This window comes from Rhodococcus tibetensis (assembly GCF_024438035.1).
GTDB lineage: Bacteria > Actinomycetota > Actinomycetes > Mycobacteriales > Mycobacteriaceae > Rhodococcus_F > Rhodococcus_F tibetensis.
Genome location: NZ_JANFQF010000020.1, coordinates 83,391 through 100,613, shown reverse-complemented (window position 1 = coordinate 100,613; position 17,223 = coordinate 83,391). Strand labels below are relative to the sequence as shown.

The following is a 17,223-nucleotide window of genomic DNA, read 5'->3' as shown; positions in this document are numbered from 1 at the left end:
GGTCAGCTCTTACGAGGCGGAGGCGGTGGTGTACGGGGTGCCGGGCACGCATCGCTGACGGAGCTCGCCGATGCCCTCGATCCAGGTGACGACCTCCTCGCCGGGGACGAGGAACCGCTTCGGGTTCCGTCCGCCGCCCACGCCGCTGGGTGTGCCGGTGAAGATCAGGTCGCCCGGCTGCAGCGGCAGGACGGCGGAGAGGCGCTCGATGAGGACCGGGACCGAGAAGATCAGGTCGCTGGTGCGGGCCTTCTGGACCTGCTCCCCGTTGATGCTGCAGCCGATCTCGAGGTCTGCGGGGTCGGGCAGCTCGTCGAGGGTGACGACGACCGGACCGATCGGCGCGAAGCCGGGGAACGACTTGCCGAGGCTGAACTGCGGTGCGGGCGCGACGAGTTGGCGCGTGCGCTCGGAGTAGTCCTGCCCGACGGTCAGGCCGGCGACGTGCTCCCATGCGTCGGCCGCGGCGACGTGGCGGGCCTCGCGGCCGATGACGACGACCAACTCGGCCTCCCAGTCGACGGTGTCACCCGGTAGGGCGAGGTCGCCGTACGGACCGGTGATCGAGGTGCGGAACTTGGTGAAGACCGGCGGCTCGACCGGGAAGTCGAACCCGCTCTCGGTGGCGTGCGCGCGGTAGTTCAGACCGATCGCGAACACCTGGCCCGGCTCCGGGACCGGTGCGCCGAGTGCGGTCTCGTCGTAGGACCGGCCGGACGGAAGCTCGGTCGATGCGGCCCAGGCGGTGAAGTCGGGCCACCGGCGGTAGATGGCGGTCGGGTCGGGCCCGAACTGGCCCCGACTGGCCTCTTCGACGTCGACGGCACCGGTGTCGGTGACCAGGACGAGCCGTCCGGCGAGGTTGGCGATACGCATGGGATTCTCCTTGTGAGATTCGGGGGTCAGCGGAGCTGGGTCGAGAGCACCTGGGACAGGGCGTCCTCGAGCGCGGCGTGCGGGTCTGCGACGCCGTCGCTCGACCGGAACGCGACGTACCGGTCGGGGCGCACCAGGACGGCACCGGTGGAGGAGATGCCGCGGTTCTTCAGCCAGGCGCAGCGCACGTCGACGAAGTCGGAGTCGAGGACGCCGACGGTCCCGGCGACCAGCGGGAGGTCGTTCTCGGCTGCGAGCTTGTTGGCGGCCTCGACCCAGGCGTGGCCCTCCTCGCCGGCGAGGAGCAGGAACTTGCCGCCGTGGACGAGGGTGCCGAGCGGGATCCGCTCGCCTGCACGCTCCACGAACGCGTGCGGCATCGGGTGGCCAGGCTTGGTGCTGGGCTCGTAGAGGCGGACCGGGTCGAGCGGCACGTACTCCGGGCTCCCGTCCGAGACGATGGCGGTGGAGTCGTAGCGGTAGCCGAACTCGACGTTGTGGTGGCGGAACTCCATGGTCTGTGAGCCGATCGCCCGGTTCAGGGCGTGCCGCTTGGCTGCCGACTCCGGGAGCTCGTTCCACAGCGGGGCGAGCTCGGCCCAGTTCTCCTCGGGGGTCTTCTCGGGCGAGAGGTTGAGGGCCTGATCGATCGTGAAGTGGTTCATCGCGTTGGCGATCGCGTTGTCGATGTTGTTCTGGTCGACGGGCTTGCGCTCGGCCTCGTAGGTGTCCAGCAGGCCGTCGCCGGCGCGGCCGGCCAGAACGGCGGCCAGCTTCCAGCTCAGGTTGTAGACGTCGTGGATCGCCGAGGTCAGCCCCAGACCGCCGGTCGGGGGGTGACGGTGCGCGGCGTCGCCGGCGAAGAACACCCGGCCCTGACGGAACTTGTCCGCGATGACACCCTCCATCACCCACTGGCTGATCCGGTGCACCGTCGGCACCAGCTCGGGTGGAAGGCCGAGCGTGGCTCGCATGCGAGCGAGGACCTTCTCCTCCTGCATCGCGTCCGGGTCGTCGGTGGCGTACTGCATATGAAAGACCCACTCCTCCGATGCCGGGCCCCAGTGGTCGGGGCCCATCGGGACCAGCACGCCGCTCCACGAGCCGCCGAAGTCGGGGTTGACCAGCCAGCGGATCAGCACGTCGTCGCCGGTGGCCCACGGCGAGAGGTCCGCGGTCATGTGGATCGAGACCATCTTCATGATGTCCCGCGGGCCGTTCATCTCCACCCCGACGAGCTTGCCGACCGTCCGGCCGCCGTCGGCCGCGATCAGGTACTGCGAGCGCACCTGGTAGGTCGTGTCGGCGTCCTTGTCCCGCACGGTCGCGGTCACACCGTCAGCGTCCTGGACCAGGTCGATGAGTTCGTGGTTGAACCGCACCCCACCCGGGTTCCGCTTCTCGGCGTGCTCCTTCAACACCGGCTCGAGCCGGATCTGCGGCAGGTTGCAGGTACGGCAGGGACTGGCCGCCACGTAGTCGGGGTCGGTGTAGCTGCCACCCCACGCCTCGAGCTCACCCAGCTTCCGGCCGTAGCCGTCGTGGGCACCGGCCAGGCCGGCGTACCAGCCGGTCGCCCGCATGTTCGCCGCCGGGGTGCTGCGCTTGTAGATCTCGGGAGCCACCCCCACCTCGGTGAAGATTTCCATCGCGCGCTGGTTGAGCACGTGCGCCTTCGGCAGCGTCGAGGTGCCCGGCAGCGAGCTCACCAGCAGCGAGTCGACGCCGAGGTTGGACAGGGACATCGATGCGGTGAGACCGGCGCCACCGCCGCCCACGATGAGAACGGGAACCTGGATGTCAGTCATGGAATGTCTCCTTTATCGGGACCGCCGGATGAGTGGTCGAGAGGGTTGCCGACGGCCCGGCGCTGCGGCCCTGGCAGGTGTATTGCCTGGATCACAGTGTGCTCCAGATCTCATCGATGTGTCAACAGAAAATCGATTATTTATTCTCATACCGATATTCCGAAGGATTCCGTAGACTGACCGCATGACCAACACTCCCGCCAAGCCAACCCGCGTCCAGGAGGTCTACGACCGCATCCGCGGCGACCTCCTCAGCGGCGAACTGGCGCCCGGGAGCAAGCTCAAGATGAACAACTTCACCGAGCAATACGGCGTGAGCCTCTCCGTCGTCCGGGAGGCCGTGATCCGACTGGCCGGCGAGGGCCTCGTCGAAGCGACACCCCAGCGCGGCTTCGCCGTCGCTACCCTCACTATCGACAACCTGCAGGACCTGACGCGCACCCGTGTACTGATCGAGACCCTGGCACTCGCGGAGTCGATCAAGTACGGCGACCTGGCCTGGGAGGCATCGGTTCTTGCCACGCACCATGCGCTGGCCCACACGCCCATGATGACCAGCGAAGGGCACGTCGACCCGGCCTTCACCACCGTCCACCGCGACTTCCACCACACCCTGCTCGCCGGCTGCGGCAGCTCACGGCTCGAGGCCATCGCCACCGGCCTGCGCGACTGCGCGGAGCTTTACCAGCACTGGTCCCAGGAGTTCGCCCGCGACGCCACCCGCGACATCGCCGCCGAACACAAGACCATCGCCGAACTCACCGTCGCCCGCGACGAAGCCGGCGCGACCCAGGCGCTGCGCGAGCACATCGAACGCACCACCGCCGCCCTCGTCCGCTACGCCGAGCAACTCGACGGCAGGGACGATGAGCGCGCCCTCGCCTGAGCGAAGCCCCCCACCACTACCACCTGCCGCAGTAAGCTTCGAGAATCCGTCAGGAAATAGATCCCCCACGGGACTGCGACCGGAGCTGAGGATTCTGACAATTTAGTGAGAATCCCTCGGCGACAAGACTTTGCACAAATGCAGTTCAGCACTGCGTGCGACCGACAAAATCGACGAGAACCTAATGGGAGTCGATCAGCGAGCCTTCGACGGGTAACGGACCGCGAGGGGGAGGCTGATCACCGAGCCGCCGGCCGGTGAGCACCGCGAGAAGGGGGCGGTGATCGATGATCTTTATCGGAGACGATTGGGCCGAACAGCATCACGACGTCCATTTGATGGACGACGCCGGGCGGCGGCTGGCATCTCGGCGGCTCCCCGAGGGACTGGCCGGCATCCGGCAGCTCCACGAACTGATAGCCGAGCACGCCGAAGAACCAGGTCAGGTCGTGATCGGCATCGAAACCGACCGCGGCCTGTGGGTACAGGCGCTGACCGCGGCCGGGTACCAGGTGTATCCGATCAATCCCCTCGCCGCGGCGCGCTACCGCGACCGGCACCACGTTTCGGGTGCGAAGTCCGACGCCGGTGACGCCAAGCTGCTCGCGGATCTACAGCAACCGTGCCCGCTGCAAAGCGGAATCAGGTGTGATCAGAGGCCCCACTTACGCGTGATTACCCGCCCGTCAGTTCGTGGAGGTACCAAGGCCCGCATCGTTGCTCGCAATTGGTGAACACCCCGGTCGCGGCATCAGCCATCCCACGCTCGTCAGTGAACTCCTTCATCTCGCGCGGTCACCACCTTGCCTCTGCTGGCACACGCAAGCGGCGATATGGTGCAGGTCACCAGAGTTGATCAACTCGGGTCGCCGGAGAGAAGGATTCGAACAGTGGAAATTCAGGGAACCGCAGCACTGGTCACCGGAGCGGCGTCGGGCCTCGGTGCCGCCACCGCCAAGCGTCTCGCCGACGCCGGAGCCACCGTCTTCGGACTGGACCTGCAGCAGTCCATCGAGCGTGCTGGTGACAGCGTCCCTGACGGCGTGACACTCATCGCCACCGATGTCACCAGCGGCGACGAGGTCCAGGCTGCGGTCGACAAGATCGTCGAGTCGGGGCTGGCGCTGCGCATCGTCGTCAACTGTGCCGGTGTCGGCTGGGCGGGCCGCATCCTGTCGAAGAAGGGCCCCCACGACCTCGATCTGTTCCGCACCGTCATCACCGTCAACCTGCTGGGCACGTTCAACGTCATGCGCCTCGCCGCCGACGCCGTCGCCAAGACCGACACCGTCGACGAATCCGGCCAGCGCGGCGTCATCATCAACACCGCGTCCGTCGCCGCCTTCGAGGGCCAGATCGGGCAGATTGCCTACTCAGCGTCCAAGGGCGGGGTCCACGGCATGACCGTCCCCGCCGCCCGCGACCTCGCCCAGTTCGGCATTCGGGTCAACACCATCGCCCCCGGCATCATCGATACCCCGATGCTCGCCGGCGTCACCGACGAGTACCGCAAGGGACTCGAGGCCGGTGTCCCGTTCCCGTCGCGCCTCGGCCAGCCCACCGAGTACGCGCAGCTCGCCCAGATGATCATCGAACACGACTACCTGAACGGTGAGACCATACGTATGGACGGCGCTCTGCGTATGGCCCCGCGGTAGGCGGCTCCGCCGCCCGTGCGCGGTTAACGAGTCTCTGGACTCGTCAACCGCGCACGGGGCGCGAAGCGCCCTGATGGGAGGACGGCATGGGTTTCTACACTGATCGGATCGTTCCGCGGCTCGTCGACATCAGCTGTGGAATGAAATTCACGGAGCCGCCACGCCGAAGGGTCTGCGCCGGACTGCACGGACGCGTTGTGGAGATCGGCTTCGGCTCCGGCCTCAACGTCCCTTTCTATCCACCGGATCTCGATTCCGTCAGCGCCGTCGAACCAGCCGACCTCGGCTGGAAACTGGCCGCGAAAAGGCTGGGCAGGTCCCCGGTTCCTGTCGACCGAGCCGGCCTCGACGGTCAGTCACTCCCGTTCCTGGACAACAGCTTCGACACAGCACTGTCTACCTGGACGATGTGCACCATTCCCGATATCGACGCCGCACTACGCGAAGTGCGTCGGGTATTGAAGCCGGGCGGAACACTGCATTTCGTCGAGCACGGCCTCGCACCCGACGCTGGGGTCCAGAAGTGGCAGCACCGGCTGGAACCCATTCAGAAGACCGTGGCCGGCGGTTGCCACCTCACCCGCGACATCCCCAACCTGCTCACCGACGCGGGCTTCGACATTCGGGAACTCGACGTCTTCTACGAGAAATCCACTCCCAAGGTGGTCGGGGCCTACTCCCTCGGGTACGCGGCCACACCGCCCGCTAGGCTCTAGCGCTGACGGTGGGGGGAGCCGGCCGAAGTGGCCGGCAGTCGAAGGGGGCTTCGTGGGGACGTTGAAAGCTGATCTGGACGAACTCGAACGACTGGGGGCAGTGCTACACGGCCTCGCCGAGGAGGCGGGCACTCTACGAGTCGGTCCGGCGGCAGGCCCGTTCATGTCGAGCCCGGGCGGGGTGATGAGTTCCGTCCTCGAGGCGTGCAGCATCACCGGCGACCTCATCGAGGGGTCCCTAGTTCCGGCACTCGAGGAACGGCTCGCCGAAACCGGCGACGTGATGATCTACGTCGCCCAGGAATACCGGAACCAGGACGACGCGTCCGCCGACCAATTCGTCGCTGCCTACACGGACGCAACGGGTGATTGGAACGCAGAAGGATGACCATCACTCGCGCGCAGCTCGAATCATGGGACCCGTCGATGCTGACGAAGGTCGGCGACGCGTGGATTGCCCTCGGCGCCAAGGTCGAGGACCTGTTCGGCCGCTACGTCGACGGCGTCACGAGGGTGAACGACGGATACTGGGAGGGCAAAACCGCAGAGGCAGCCCAGGGCCGGGCGAACGCCGACAAGAAGACTGCCCTCGCCCTCGTCGATCACCTCGAAACGCTGGCCAACCGCGCGAAACAGGGATTTCACGATGTGGATGCGCCGTTGCAACGCGCCCGGATGGCGATCCTCGGCGCAGAAACAGCGCAGTTCCGCGTTTCCGAAAATTTGGTGGTGACGGATCCGGTCAATCCCGATGCCGACGCCGACCGAGTGAACGACCTGGTCGCCTGGCAACGCGATCTCACCGAAGCCGCGACAGCGGCGGTAAATGCCGACCAAGCTGTCCGTGAGGCTCTCAGTTCGGTGCGCGAAACCCTGCGAGCTGCCTTCACCTCCGCCGCAGCGCTCGGCGCCGATCAAGGCCGCACCGATGCAGCCCACCTCGTGTCCGACCCGGGCGGCTTGACCCCGGAACAGATCCAGCGGCTGGTCGAGGCCAGTGCCCTGACACCCGAACAGCTCGATGCAGTGAACAGCGGGAACGCCGCCATCATCCCGGCGTCTCACATGGAGTACCTGAACCAGGTGAGCCGATCGCTGGACGGGAAGAATCCGCAAGAAATCCAGCAGATCATGGAGAAGTTGCCGCCCGACGCCCAACGGTCACTGGCGAATTCGCTTCAGCTCATTTCGAACGAAAAAGTCACGGCCACCGTCAAGGGCGACTCGGAGGTCCCGAGCAAGGGCGGCGCGAATCTTCTGCCGGACAAGGTGCGAGAATCGCTCACCCGCGACGACCTCGTCGTTCGAGACTTCAAGATGGTGGGTTCCTCGGGCGCCTTCAGTGTCGAACTGAACGGTGTCGCGGATAGCCAGGCCATCGCGAAGATCGTCGAGGCCGGCGATCCGCAGTACAAGGTCGGCAGCAGTCTTGATCAACACCTACTCGACGTAGGTCGGCAGTACCTCGACGCCCAAGTCGCGCATGAGCAGAACCCGAATCACAAGTTCGAGTACTTCACTGTCGACGGCCGTGGTACCGAGAACACGGCCATCACCGAAGGGATCTTCGCGGCCGTCGCGGACGACAAGATCGCCGTCGAGAATGCGGTCACTCATCCCGACACCGGTCAAGGACTGGTTCGCGATGTGCTGGTACACAACTGGTCCGACAACGGGCAGGCGGCGTCGGCGCTTTTCGAGTTCGGCCGCAACGACGCCGTCGTCGAAGACCAGAACAACCCGGCGGACGTCGCCACCGCCACCCGAACCGGCAGCATCATGTCCGCCGTCGCGGAGAACATGAGTACCGACTGGGACACGCTGAAGAACATCCCGCAGACCGGCGGTCAATCGGTAGGTCAGGTCAACCCGGACCTCCTTCGGACCGTGTCCCACAGCATGAGCCCGTACATCAGCGACCTCGCCCGTGCGGGACGGCCGGAGAACCCCGGATTCGACATCGGCACTTGGGCAGATCCCGCCGACAACAACCACTTCGGCGGCTCGTCGAACGTGTTCGCGGTGCTCAACACCGACCCGGAAGCCGGAACACATTTCACGCAATCCGCGATGCAGGAAATCCTTGCCGCGGAGGGCCGGTACGCGCACGACCCCTCGGCGCCCCTATCCGGTGGCGATCTCTCCACCGCCGGCCGAATCCACGGCCTCATGGACAGAGGACTGCTCCTCTCGACCGAAGACAGTTACAGCGACAAAGCCGAACAGGCACAGGCAATCTACGACCGCAAAGCTGCCGCGTACGGCGCTCTGACGAGTCTGGGAAGTCTCGGAATCGACAGCCTCCCCGGCGGTGGGTACATCAACACGATGATCGACGCAGGCGGCGACCCGCTGAAGGACGCCATCATCGGCAAGGCACCGGGTCCGGCGCCGTCCGTCACCCTCGAAGCCCCGGACTTCTACCGCGACTACTACAACATCATCCGAGCTGCACCCGTTCTTCCGGAGTCGTTCCGACAGGAGTATTCATGGGCGTTCGACGGGTCCGGAAATCTCCTGTCCTGGGATGACGTGCGGTCGAAGCCCGACCTGGATGTGAGCATGAAAGATGGCTACCAAGACATGTTCAACCAGCTCGGAGACCCGGCTGACGGCAACGGTGAGCGCATCCGAAACGGCTACGACGACGTGGTCCGCAATGACGGGTAACCGCGGAGCGCGAATCGCGTGCACGACGGCCGCGGCGCTGATACTCGCATCGGGATGCGGGACGAACGAACGCAATGAATCGGCCCCAGCGCCGACCACACAAGACCGAGAAGTGCTGTATTCCAACGTCTGGTCAGCCGACCCTGGGGTTGATTTGTTCAGTCGGGGTGCCGAATTGGTACGAGCAAGCTACGAGGCCGGCGGCTACACGGCATTCGTGGGTCTGGAGAACTCGTATCCGGGATTCGGCAGGGCGGTGGGGGGCGAGGCCCATCACGGCGATCCCGACATCGAGCACTTCATGACCTCACTCGAGGCCGAGAACGATACGCACGCATGGGGAACAAGTTTCGCGCACATCACCGCCTATCAGTCCACCGAGATTTCACTCTCGGCAACGGTTTGCAATTACTACCTTTTCCCGGACAAAGGTGCAAATATTTCGCTCAATCCACTCAAGATGGCCTTCAGTATCGAACTCGAGCGAACCGGTGACGACGCCGGGAAAGCCGGCATTCCCGACACCGACCCCGCCCGGCAGGATCCCCGCGCACACCGAGTTCCGACATGGAATGTGTTCGAAGGTTGGAAGATCACCAAGCTCCACTACTTGCGCCAGCTGAACGGAGACATCATCCCGCAGGGGTGCACCGACTGGTGGCGGCAGCAATTCCCGAACTTCCGCCCGAACGCGGGCGGCAACCTCGTTCCCCCGCCCGGCTTCGAACCACCCACCATGCCCGTAGCGGTGCAGTACCCGGAGTGGATCGGGCCCGCCAATGCCGAATAGACAGCCTCGTCGTGCCTTCCTCGGGGGGCGAGTCTCGGTCTGGTCCGCCGCGGTTGCTGCCTTGGTTCTGGCGAGCGCATGCGGGACGAGCACCGATGAGCAAGTGTCTGCGCCGACCGAACAGCCACCAGAAGTCCTCTACACCAACGTGTGGTCCGCCGACTCGGGCGTCGATCTGTTGCAGCGCGGTGCCGAGTTGGTGCGGGCGACTTACGAGTCCGCTGATTACACACGGTTCGTGGGCCAGGCACGCTCCTTTCCCGGGTATCCCGAAGCGGTCGGCGGCCCTGCGCGACGCGGCGACCCCGAGAAGGAGGACTTCTTCACCTCGCTCGATCCAGGACAGGACGAGCAAATCCCGCTGACCAATTTCCTCCACATCACCGCGTTCGAGGAGACGGCCGCAGGTGTCGGAGCAACCGTGTGCACCTACAACCTGCGTGCCGACCCTGGTGTGAATCTCAGTGTGGAAGGACTCAACCTTGCCTTCCGTATCGAGCTCGAGCGAACGGGCGAGGATTCCGGACAACCGGGAATTCCCGACACAAATCCCGCCCAGCAGGATCCCCGCGCCCACCGGCCGCCGTCGTGGAATGTGTTCGACGGCTGGAAGATCACCAAGCTCCGCTACCTCCGGCCGCCGATGGGAGACGAGATGCCGCAGGGCTGCATCGATTGGTGGTTGCAGCAACTCCCAAGTTTCACCGAGAACGCATCCGGCATTGTCGTTCCCCCGCCCGGCTTCGAAACCCCCACGATGCCCGTAGCTGTGCAGTACCCGGAGTGGATCGGGCCCGCGACACCGGAGTAGGCGGCTTCGCCGCCCGTGCGTGCGCGGGGTGTCCCGGGACTCGTCAACCACTCACAGGCGGCGGCGCCGCCTGTCGTCGACGTAGAACAGCACGAGGGCTCCGCACAGGAGGGCGGCAGGGATCCAGGCGGCGGATCCGCCGAAGTAGCGGGTGGCGAATGCTCCGACGACTGCCCCACCGGCGAAGCTGCTGACAATGGCGGCGTACACCCGGGTGTGCTGACGCGATTCGGGGACCTTCTCGATGAATCCGGCGTACGCCGACTCGGTAAAGCGCATGAGGTTACCTGTGGTGGCGACGGCGATGTACGACAGCGACCCGATGGTGCGGAACAGACCGAACTGCATGGCGGCGACGAACGAGATGGGAACGGTGACCATCGCGTTGGGGACGTGTGGGGGAACGAACGCGACCGCGACGAGGACGACGATTTGCGCGACCATCGCGATGCGGATGGGGTGATCGAAGACGCTGTGGGCGAGTTCGCCCTTGAGCAGGTGTGCGAACGCGACACCGACGATGAACGCGAGGATCGGCCACAGGTGGGCCCGGGCGGCGTGGAAGTGCCGCTCCGACAGGTCTATGGCCATGAGGATGACGTTGCCGGTCTGGGCGTTCGCGAAGACGCCGCCGCGGCTGATGTACGTGTAGGCGTCGAGGAAGCCGCCGGCGGCGGTGAGAAGCAGAGCGAACCGCAGCGTCGTGGATGTTTTCGGCACTTCCACCTGACCACCCCTACCGAATCGGCCTGACTCGCAGCCTAGAGGTCCGACGCGAGCGGGATCTCGGACTCCGCTCGATCCGACATCCACTCCCTCAGCACTTTCGTGGCGATCACATCGTCCTCGTTGTATTGCAGAAGCCGCTCGCGCTGGGTGAGGTCGGGTTCACCGTCGTAGCCGACGGCTTCGCGGTACCAACTCATCGAAGCCTCGCCGCCCGCATCTGCGTCACGCCACTTGAAGCCGGCGACGGGCGCGATCTTCTTCAGTCCTTTGCCGCCCGGGCAGATGAACTGATCGCTGACCGCTTGATAGATGTCGACCCATTGCGGACTGTCGATGAACTCGCGGATTTCGGCCTCGGTGGGGATGCCCGGAACTCCGGCGAACCGGCGGGCCGAGTCCAGTAACCACTTGTCTTCGGCCGCACGTGAATAGCAGTACGCGGCGAACGTCTTGCCGCTCAGGGCTGCGGCCTCGCGTTCTGCCATCAGCCACGTCCAGAACTCGGCGAACGATCGAGCCTCGTCCTGCGTCGGTACCGGATCCCAGCTGACGAACGCGCGATAAGCCGATACCCCGTCCACATTGAGCAGCGTCCCCCACAGGTAAGCTCCGTGCTCCTGGTAGCTCTCCATGTCGACGTCGATTTCGATGTCCGCACGGGTCACCCGGATCTGCGGGAAGCGCCGCACCAGAGGCGCACCCGCCAGCCAGGCCTTCGCCGTCACCACAGCGTCCTCGAACGCACCGTGCGGCCAGTCCTCGAGAGGTTCACGGTCCCAGGCGGCAAGGTCGTCGATGGTGTGGCAACCCGCCTCACGCAGCAGATCGGCGCGCGACCCGGTGGCTACCAGACTCACGTCGTGCGTCTGCGTCAACTGTTCCTCGCACCCGGGCCACCAGGGGCACGAACGGCATTCGCCGATCCTCGACGGCACGGTCGCCGATTCACCGCGGGCGACGGCGAGCCGGTCGGCGAAGCGTTCGTCGTAGTCGTCCAGGATGGCGGCGAGGTCGTGCACGAAGATGACGTCGGAGCCGTAGCCGATCGCGCCGGCCACGAGGGCCGGACTCGCGAACCCGTGCCCCTCGAGCATCCGGTATACCTGCGCAACGCGCATCTGGTCGCGGACCTGGCTGCGGGGCTTTCTGGCTGGATCCTCGCGCGGCTCCCACTCGAACATCCCGGACGTCGTCGCACCCCGGCCAGGATCGGTGACCTTGTGATTGACGACGATCACCGGGATGTACCCGCCGTGTTCCGCGTCACGGATGAGGATCTCGCAGCGGGCTTTGCGGCCGGTGTCCCGTTCGAGCGGCAGCACCGCGCCCCAGATCCGGTCCGCCCCTGCCGTACACGCGGCAACCGTATCTTCGGCACGTTTGCGCATGCTTTGCTCGGCCTCGATCACCACCCATCGTTCGGGGTCGTGCTCGACGAGCAGTCGACGGACGTCTTCGCGGCGCGCGGCAGCCGCATCCTGCCGCTGCCGGACACCGGTGTCCTCCGGCGCGGCGGCCAGTGCTTCCGGAAAGGCGGCGTCGAGATGCACGCGGTGACGACACCGCGTCAGTGCGCTGGCATCGATCACCGTCCCGGGCACCTGTCCGGGAGAGGCGCCGGGTTCTGTTTGCTGACCGATATGGGAACACACGATGACGAAGATTATGTGCTCCCCTAGGCTGATCCCGAAGCACCGGATGCAGTTGGTAGCGTGGGCTGCGCAGAAACACCAGGAAAAGGGGTCTTTTCGATGGGGTTGTTGAAGAAACGTAAGTCCCGAGCCACCCGTAAGGCTGAAGCGAAGGCACTCAAGCACAAGGCGGGAGTGGAAGCGAAGCTGAAGGCACGCAACGAACGCAAGCGTGACAAGACCGCGTTCAAGTCCGCCCGCAAGCTCGAAGCTGCGGAACTGAAATCACAGAAGAAGATCGAGAAGGCTCAGATCGCTACCCTCAAAGCTCAGGAGAAGGCGGCCGCCCAGAAGGGTTTGACCGTGGCCTCCGTTCGCAAGTATCTCGGTGTCGCGCGACTCCTCACGCCCGTACTGCTCCCCATCGTCTACCGCGCCGCCACCGTCATGCGCGGCCAGATCGACGCCAGGCGTGCCGATCGCATGGGAGTCGGCATCGACCAGCTCGCCAACTACACCGGTCACGGTGCCAAGCTCAGCGCCCGCATCGCCGGTGCCGAAAGCTCCACCACGGAGATCCTCGGCCATAAGCCCGACGACGCCGAGACCCAGAAGTTCGCCGCCGCGATTCGCGAGCGCCTCGGTGATTTGAATACCGCCGTCCGCGCGGCCGAGCAGATGCCGCAGGCTCGCCGCAAGGCCGCTCACCAGGCCATCGCGTCCGAACTCGACGGTGTCGAAGCGGATCTCCTCGCCCGCCTCGGCGTCCGCTGACGAACATCGACGCATCTTCATGTCCCCCGCCCGCTCCGACGCGACCGCCACCCTTCGGGGCTCGGCCGTCGGTGCGCTCTCGGCCGGTCTCGCAGTCGCGGCGCACGGTGCGGGTGGGGGCGGATTTCCCGCATCGGCAGCATTGACGTTGCTGCTCTTCGCCTGTTGCGGCGTCGGTGCGATCACCGCGAACGTGCCGGCGCGCTTCCACAGCAAGTCGGCTCTTCTCGGCGCGCTCGGTCTGGGCCAGGTCGCCGGACACCTCACCCTCACAGCCACCGCACACGTGCACGCAGCGATCCCTGCTGCAGCGATGCTGCTGGCGCACGCCGCCGCCACCGTAGTGTGCGCGCTGCTGATTGCCAGCGCAGAACAGCTCTACCGTTCGCTCGTTCACGTATGGCGGGTGGTGTTACGCGGGGAGCCTCGACCCGTCGCGGTCGATGCCGCCCCGCATCACCCCGCACCGCGCGAAAATCCGATCGACGCACTGCTGCGTGCGAGCATCTCCCGTCGCGGTCCCCCAGTCCTGGTCTGAACCTTCGCCTCACTTCGCCTTCAGACCAGTAAGGACCTTCTTCGATGAACTCCCTAGTTTCGCGTGCCCTTTTCACCGCCGGTGCCGCCGGTGGTGCCATGCTGCTCACGGCCGGTGTGGCCGCCGCACACGTGACAGTCGCGGCGCCGGGCGCCGAACAGGGCGGCTACTCCGTCCTGACGTTCCGGGTGCCCACCGAATCCGAAACGGCCTCCACCACCACGCTCACCGTGACACTTCCGGGCCTCAAATCCGCTCGCACCGAACCGCTGCCGGGTTGGACGGCCGTCGTCGCAAAGGACCCGGAGTCCAAGCTCGCCACCTCGGTGACGTGGACCGCCGATCCCGGCGTCGGGGTGGCCCCCGGCCAGTTCCAGCAATTTGTGCTGTCCGCCGGACCGCTACCCGAACAGGACGAGGTGTCGTTCCCGGCAGCGCAGACTTACAGCGACGGCAACGTCGTCAACTGGGATCAGGCCGCCGGACCGGACGGTGCCGAACCGGACAAGCCGGCACCGACGCTCACGCTCGCGGCCGCGAGCGGTGAAGACGGCAGCCACGACGCCGTGTCCTCGACAACCGATGACCACGAGGCGGCATCCGAGGGAACCGACGACACCGCCCGCTGGCTGGGCGGCGTCGGACTCGTCCTCGGTGCACTGGGCGCGGCCCTCGGCCTCGGCGCCCTGGTGCGGAGTCGTCGCTCATGATGAGACGCGCGACGCTCACCTCGGTGAAGGTGATCGCCGTCGGACTGCTGACGATGCTGGCAAGCATGCTCGGTGTCGGCCCCGCCTCCGCCCACTCGGTGGTACTGAGTTCCAACCCGGAGAATGGTGCGCAGATCGCCTCGGCGCCCGAGCGGGTGAGCGTCACTTTCAACGAAGCGCTGCAGGAGTCGTTCGCGTCGCTCACCGTGGTGGGCCCGGACGGGAACCTGTGGACCAAGGGCGAGCCGTCGGTCCAAGGGGCCACTGTGAGCGCCGAGCTCGGTGAACTGGGCCAGGTCGGCGATTACACCGTCGCCTTCCGCGTTACCTCGGCCGATGGACATCCGGTGAGCGGAACCCGGACGTTCACGCTCACCCAGGAGGGGTCGGGCACACCCGGTGCCGCGGCCGACAGCTCAGGTGAGTCCGGGTCCGGCGGCGTCCCCCTGTGGCCGTTCGTCGTCATGGGTGTGCTCGTGTTCGGTGCCGGGCTGTGGTTCGCGCTCCGCACACCGCGCGAGCGGAACTGAGCACGGTGGGCACGGCACGGCAGTGGTGGTTGCTGTTCGCCGTGCCCACCTCGCTCGTCGGCGTCGCCGGTGGGTGGGCGTTGGCCCGACCGGAAGACCCAACCCCGTCGAGCGCGGTGCGAGCTCTGTGCCTGATCCTGGGGTCGGTGGTCCTGGGGCTGGCCGTACTCGGTTGGTGGGGCCGGACAGGCAGCCGTCCCCCCACGCATGGTGCGGGCCTGTGGCGACTGTTGACGGCCTTGGCGGGATCCTGGATGGCCGCCGAGGCGGTCCTGTTCGCCATGACGGCGGCGGAGGCGGACGTCCTCCCCCTGTCCGGGTTGACCGTCGGCCGCTTCGGTGCCTACGTCACCGACATCAGCGCTGGGCGCATCGACCTCGCCGTCTTCGCGTGCACAGCCGCCGCCACTGGGTGGTCACTGTTCGCGTTCCGACACCCGGGTGCTCGACTTCCCGTTGCGGTCGCCGTGCCGGCGACGTTTGCCCTCGTCGCGCGACCGGTCACCGGCCACATGTCACAGCAGGTACTCGGTTCGGCGCTCGACGCAGTCCATGCCCTGGCGGCCGCCACCTGGTTCGGTCTGCTCGCCGCCTTGGCGCTGACGCTCCGTTCACGGGGCGATTGGTCGACGTGGCTGCCCCGGTACTCGAACGTCGCTGTGTGGTGCGTGTGCCTGCTCACCGTGACCGGTGTCGTGGACGCCGCCGTCCGGTTGGGCGGGCCGGATGCCCTGCTCGACACCGGCTATGGCCGCGTCGTGATCGCCAAGGCGGTGGTGCTGGCGGCACTCCTCGCACTGGGGTGGTGGTGGCGCCGCACTTGGGTCAGCCGAGCTGCCGCGCACCGGATGAGCGCAGACGACTCGTTGCAGCGCGCCGCCCTCGAAGTGGTGGCGATGGCGATTGCCTTCGGTCTCGCCGCCGCCCTCGCCACCACCGCCTGAGACCCCCGCGCACTCGTTGCCGGCGAGCGGTGAGAGGTGAGGAAGTAGTCACGGGGTGAGGACGAGCTTCCCCCGGCTGCCGCCCTTCTCCCCCTCGCGGTGGGCGTCTGCCGCATCGGCAAGGGCAAAGGTGCGGGCCGGCGGCAGCACCAGTGCGCCCGCCGCCGCCGAACTCCCGACGCGCCGCAGGATTTCGGCGCTCCAGTCTTCGGAGGTGCCCGCGGAGAAGGTGATGCCGAGCTCGAAGGCAGCTCCGTCGGACAATGTCACGATCCGCTCGGTACCGCCGCGCAGCTCCATCGCATCGGGCAGCCCGCCGACTCCGGCGTCCAGGACGGCGTCGACACCGTGCGGGGCGAGTTCGCGCACCCGCTGGGCCAAGCCGTCACCGTATGTCGTCGGGACGGCACCCAGTTCGCGGAGTGCGCCGTGGTGGCGTTCGCTTGCGGTACCGATCACCGTGACTCCCCGCTGCCGGGCCAGCTGCACGGCTAGGGTTCCGACCGTTCCCGACGCACCGTTCACCAGGAGCGTCTCCTCCTCGCGTAGGTCGAGCAGTCGCAGTCCGCGATCGGCGGCTTCTGCGGCCACCGGGATCGTGACGGCGTCCGTCCAGCTCAGTTCGCGGGGTTTGGGGACGATGACGCTGGCGAGCACATACTCGGCGTATCCGCCGGTGTCGGACCAGCCGAACATTTCATCCCCGACCACTGCTCCGGTGGCCGACGGACCGACGGCTTCGACGATGCCGGCCACCTCACTGCCCGGGATTTTCGGGAACTTCACCGACATCACCTGCGCCATCGATCCCGACCGCACCTTCCAGTCGATCGGGTTCACGCCGGAAGCGCGCACGGCGAGGCGCACCTGGTTCCCCGTGGGTTCGGGGACGGGAACGTCCACCACCTCGAGTACGTCGGGACCACCGTAGGAGGAGTAGGAGACGGCCTTCATGGTCTGGTTCGATTTCGTCATAGCCACCATGTTCTCTCACCCTCCGACCCGTGAGCACTTGTTTACGACCGGTTGTCGACAAGTATTCACAGGGCGAGGGCAGCCTTCTTCAGGTCCTCGACGAGTCCGTCGAACGCCTCGTCCCGATCCGGTCCGCGTAGGACTGCGGACGGGTGGATGGTCACGAAGACATCCGGA

Annotated in this window: 17 protein-coding genes and 2 pseudogenes; 13 read left to right on the top strand and 6 right to left on the bottom strand. The window is 66.5% G+C overall.

All coding sequences use genetic code 11. The annotated features are described in order from the left end of the window. Positions 1-9: 9 nt before the first annotated feature. Together NOF53_RS21290 and NOF53_RS21285 are read right to left on the bottom strand one after the other, a co-directional pair. Complete coding sequence (locus NOF53_RS21290; protein WP_255972427.1) at positions 10-876, bottom strand: fumarylacetoacetate hydrolase family protein; 867 nt, start codon at positions 874-876, stop codon at positions 10-12. Positions 877-902: 26 nt separating this feature from the next. After that, positions 903-2,684 (bottom strand): FAD-dependent monooxygenase, encoded by a 1,782-nt coding sequence (locus NOF53_RS21285; protein ID WP_255972425.1) that lies wholly within the window; start codon positions 2,682-2,684, stop codon positions 903-905. Between the two features lie 184 nt (positions 2,685-2,868). On the opposite strand from NOF53_RS21285, the gene NOF53_RS21280 reads away from it, so the two are divergent. The 8 genes and pseudogenes from NOF53_RS21280 (at position 2,869) to NOF53_RS21245 (ending at position 10,215) form a co-directional block, all read left to right on the top strand. Beyond that, positions 2,869-3,570 carry a GntR family transcriptional regulator gene (locus NOF53_RS21280; RefSeq protein WP_255972423.1) on the top strand — a complete coding sequence of 234 codons (702 nt, stop codon included), beginning with the start codon at positions 2,869-2,871 and terminating at the stop codon, positions 3,568-3,570. Positions 3,571-3,857: 287 nt separating this feature from the next. Further along, positions 3,858-4,244 (top strand): annotated as a pseudogene (locus NOF53_RS21275) (IS110 family transposase); the annotation flags it as partial. A gap of 216 nt (positions 4,245-4,460) precedes the next feature. Beyond that, entirely contained in the window at positions 4,461-5,228 is a 768-nt protein-coding gene (locus NOF53_RS21270; protein WP_255972421.1) for an SDR family NAD(P)-dependent oxidoreductase, read from the top strand. Positions 5,229-5,314: 86 nt separating this feature from the next. Then, positions 5,315-5,944, top strand: a complete 630-nt coding sequence (locus NOF53_RS21265) for a class I SAM-dependent methyltransferase (RefSeq protein WP_255972419.1) — start codon at positions 5,315-5,317, stop codon at positions 5,942-5,944. A gap of 52 nt (positions 5,945-5,996) precedes the next feature. Then, positions 5,997-6,332 (top strand): hypothetical protein, encoded by a 336-nt coding sequence (locus tag NOF53_RS21260; protein WP_255972417.1) that lies wholly within the window; start codon positions 5,997-5,999, stop codon positions 6,330-6,332. Further along, complete coding sequence (locus tag NOF53_RS21255) at positions 6,329-8,614, top strand: TPR repeat domain-containing protein (protein ID WP_255972415.1); 2,286 nt, start codon at positions 6,329-6,331, stop codon at positions 8,612-8,614. Before NOF53_RS21260 ends, NOF53_RS21255 begins: the two co-directional genes overlap by 4 nt. Positions 8,615-8,789: 175 nt before the next feature. Next, positions 8,790-9,404: a hypothetical protein gene (locus tag NOF53_RS21250; protein WP_255972413.1), complete on the top strand. Its 615-nt coding sequence runs from the start codon at positions 8,790-8,792 to the stop codon at positions 9,402-9,404. Between the two features lie 103 nt (positions 9,405-9,507). After that, positions 9,508-10,215 carry a hypothetical protein gene (locus NOF53_RS21245; RefSeq protein WP_255972411.1) on the top strand — a complete coding sequence of 236 codons (708 nt, stop codon included), beginning with the start codon at positions 9,508-9,510 and terminating at the stop codon, positions 10,213-10,215. Between the two features lie 51 nt (positions 10,216-10,266). On the opposite strand, the gene NOF53_RS21240 is transcribed toward NOF53_RS21245, so the two are convergent. Further along, positions 10,267-10,941: a YoaK family protein gene (locus NOF53_RS21240; protein ID WP_255972409.1), complete on the bottom strand. Its 675-nt coding sequence runs from the start codon at positions 10,939-10,941 to the stop codon at positions 10,267-10,269. Between the two features lie 35 nt (positions 10,942-10,976). Continuing rightward, positions 10,977-12,533: a TM0106 family RecB-like putative nuclease gene (locus NOF53_RS21235; RefSeq protein ID WP_255972407.1), complete on the bottom strand. Its 1,557-nt coding sequence runs from the start codon at positions 12,531-12,533 to the stop codon at positions 10,977-10,979. A 162-nt stretch (positions 12,534-12,695) separates the two neighbouring features. Between NOF53_RS21235 and NOF53_RS21230 the strand changes: the two genes are divergently transcribed. From NOF53_RS21230 to NOF53_RS21210, 5 genes are read left to right on the top strand one after another with little or no spacing between them, the layout of a single operon-like run. Then, positions 12,696-13,349 carry a DUF6474 family protein gene (locus tag NOF53_RS21230; protein WP_255972405.1) on the top strand — a complete coding sequence of 218 codons (654 nt, stop codon included), beginning with the start codon at positions 12,696-12,698 and terminating at the stop codon, positions 13,347-13,349. A gap of 19 nt (positions 13,350-13,368) precedes the next feature. Next, a complete protein-coding gene (locus tag NOF53_RS21225) occupies positions 13,369-13,887 on the top strand; it encodes a hypothetical protein (RefSeq protein WP_255972403.1) in 519 nt (172 codons plus the stop codon). A gap of 44 nt (positions 13,888-13,931) precedes the next feature. Then, the gene (locus NOF53_RS21220; protein WP_255972401.1) at positions 13,932-14,597 is read left to right on the top strand and encodes a YcnI family copper-binding membrane protein; all 666 of its coding nucleotides are present in this window, start codon (positions 13,932-13,934) and stop codon (positions 14,595-14,597) included. Further along, positions 14,594-15,127: a copper resistance CopC family protein gene (locus NOF53_RS21215; RefSeq protein ID WP_255972399.1), complete on the top strand. Its 534-nt coding sequence runs from the start codon at positions 14,594-14,596 to the stop codon at positions 15,125-15,127. The genes NOF53_RS21220 and NOF53_RS21215 overlap by 4 nt, the downstream gene beginning before the upstream one ends. 5 nt (positions 15,128-15,132) lie before the next feature. Beyond that, positions 15,133-16,071 carry a CopD family protein gene (locus NOF53_RS21210; RefSeq protein WP_255972397.1) on the top strand — a complete coding sequence of 313 codons (939 nt, stop codon included), beginning with the start codon at positions 15,133-15,135 and terminating at the stop codon, positions 16,069-16,071. Positions 16,072-16,119: 48 nt separating this feature from the next. Here NOF53_RS21210 and NOF53_RS21205 read toward each other — a convergent pair whose 3' ends face one another. Continuing rightward, positions 16,120-17,046, bottom strand: a complete 927-nt coding sequence (locus NOF53_RS21205) for an NADP-dependent oxidoreductase (protein ID WP_255972395.1) — start codon at positions 17,044-17,046, stop codon at positions 16,120-16,122. 65 nt (positions 17,047-17,111) lie between these two features. Continuing rightward, positions 17,112-17,222, bottom strand: a pseudogene (locus tag NOF53_RS21200) (UdgX family uracil-DNA binding protein); the annotation flags it as partial. Position 17,223 lies beyond the last annotated feature (1 nt).

Bases quoted from the DNA above. Each gene is read 5' to 3' on its own strand.
- NOF53_RS21290 (WP_255972427.1), bottom strand. From the start codon at position 876: ATGCGTATCGCCAACCTCGCCGGACGGCTCGTCCTGGTCACCGACACC.
- NOF53_RS21285 (WP_255972425.1), bottom strand. From the start codon at position 2,684: ATGACTGACATCCAGGTTCCCGTTCTCATCGTGGGCGGCGGTGGCGCC.
- NOF53_RS21280 (WP_255972423.1), top strand. From the start codon at position 2,869: ATGACCAACACTCCCGCCAAGCCAACCCGCGTCCAGGAGGTCTACGAC.
- NOF53_RS21265 (WP_255972419.1), top strand. From the start codon at position 5,315: ATGGGTTTCTACACTGATCGGATCGTTCCGCGGCTCGTCGACATCAGC.
- NOF53_RS21255 (WP_255972415.1), top strand. From the start codon at position 6,329: ATGACCATCACTCGCGCGCAGCTCGAATCATGGGACCCGTCGATGCTG.
- NOF53_RS21230 (WP_255972405.1), top strand. From the start codon at position 12,696: ATGGGGTTGTTGAAGAAACGTAAGTCCCGAGCCACCCGTAAGGCTGAA.
- NOF53_RS21225 (WP_255972403.1), top strand. From the start codon at position 13,369: ATGTCCCCCGCCCGCTCCGACGCGACCGCCACCCTTCGGGGCTCGGCC.
- NOF53_RS21220 (WP_255972401.1), top strand. From the start codon at position 13,932: ATGAACTCCCTAGTTTCGCGTGCCCTTTTCACCGCCGGTGCCGCCGGT.
- NOF53_RS21215 (WP_255972399.1), top strand. From the start codon at position 14,594: ATGATGAGACGCGCGACGCTCACCTCGGTGAAGGTGATCGCCGTCGGA.
- NOF53_RS21205 (WP_255972395.1), bottom strand. From the start codon at position 17,046: ATGACGAAATCGAACCAGACCATGAAGGCCGTCTCCTACTCCTCCTAC.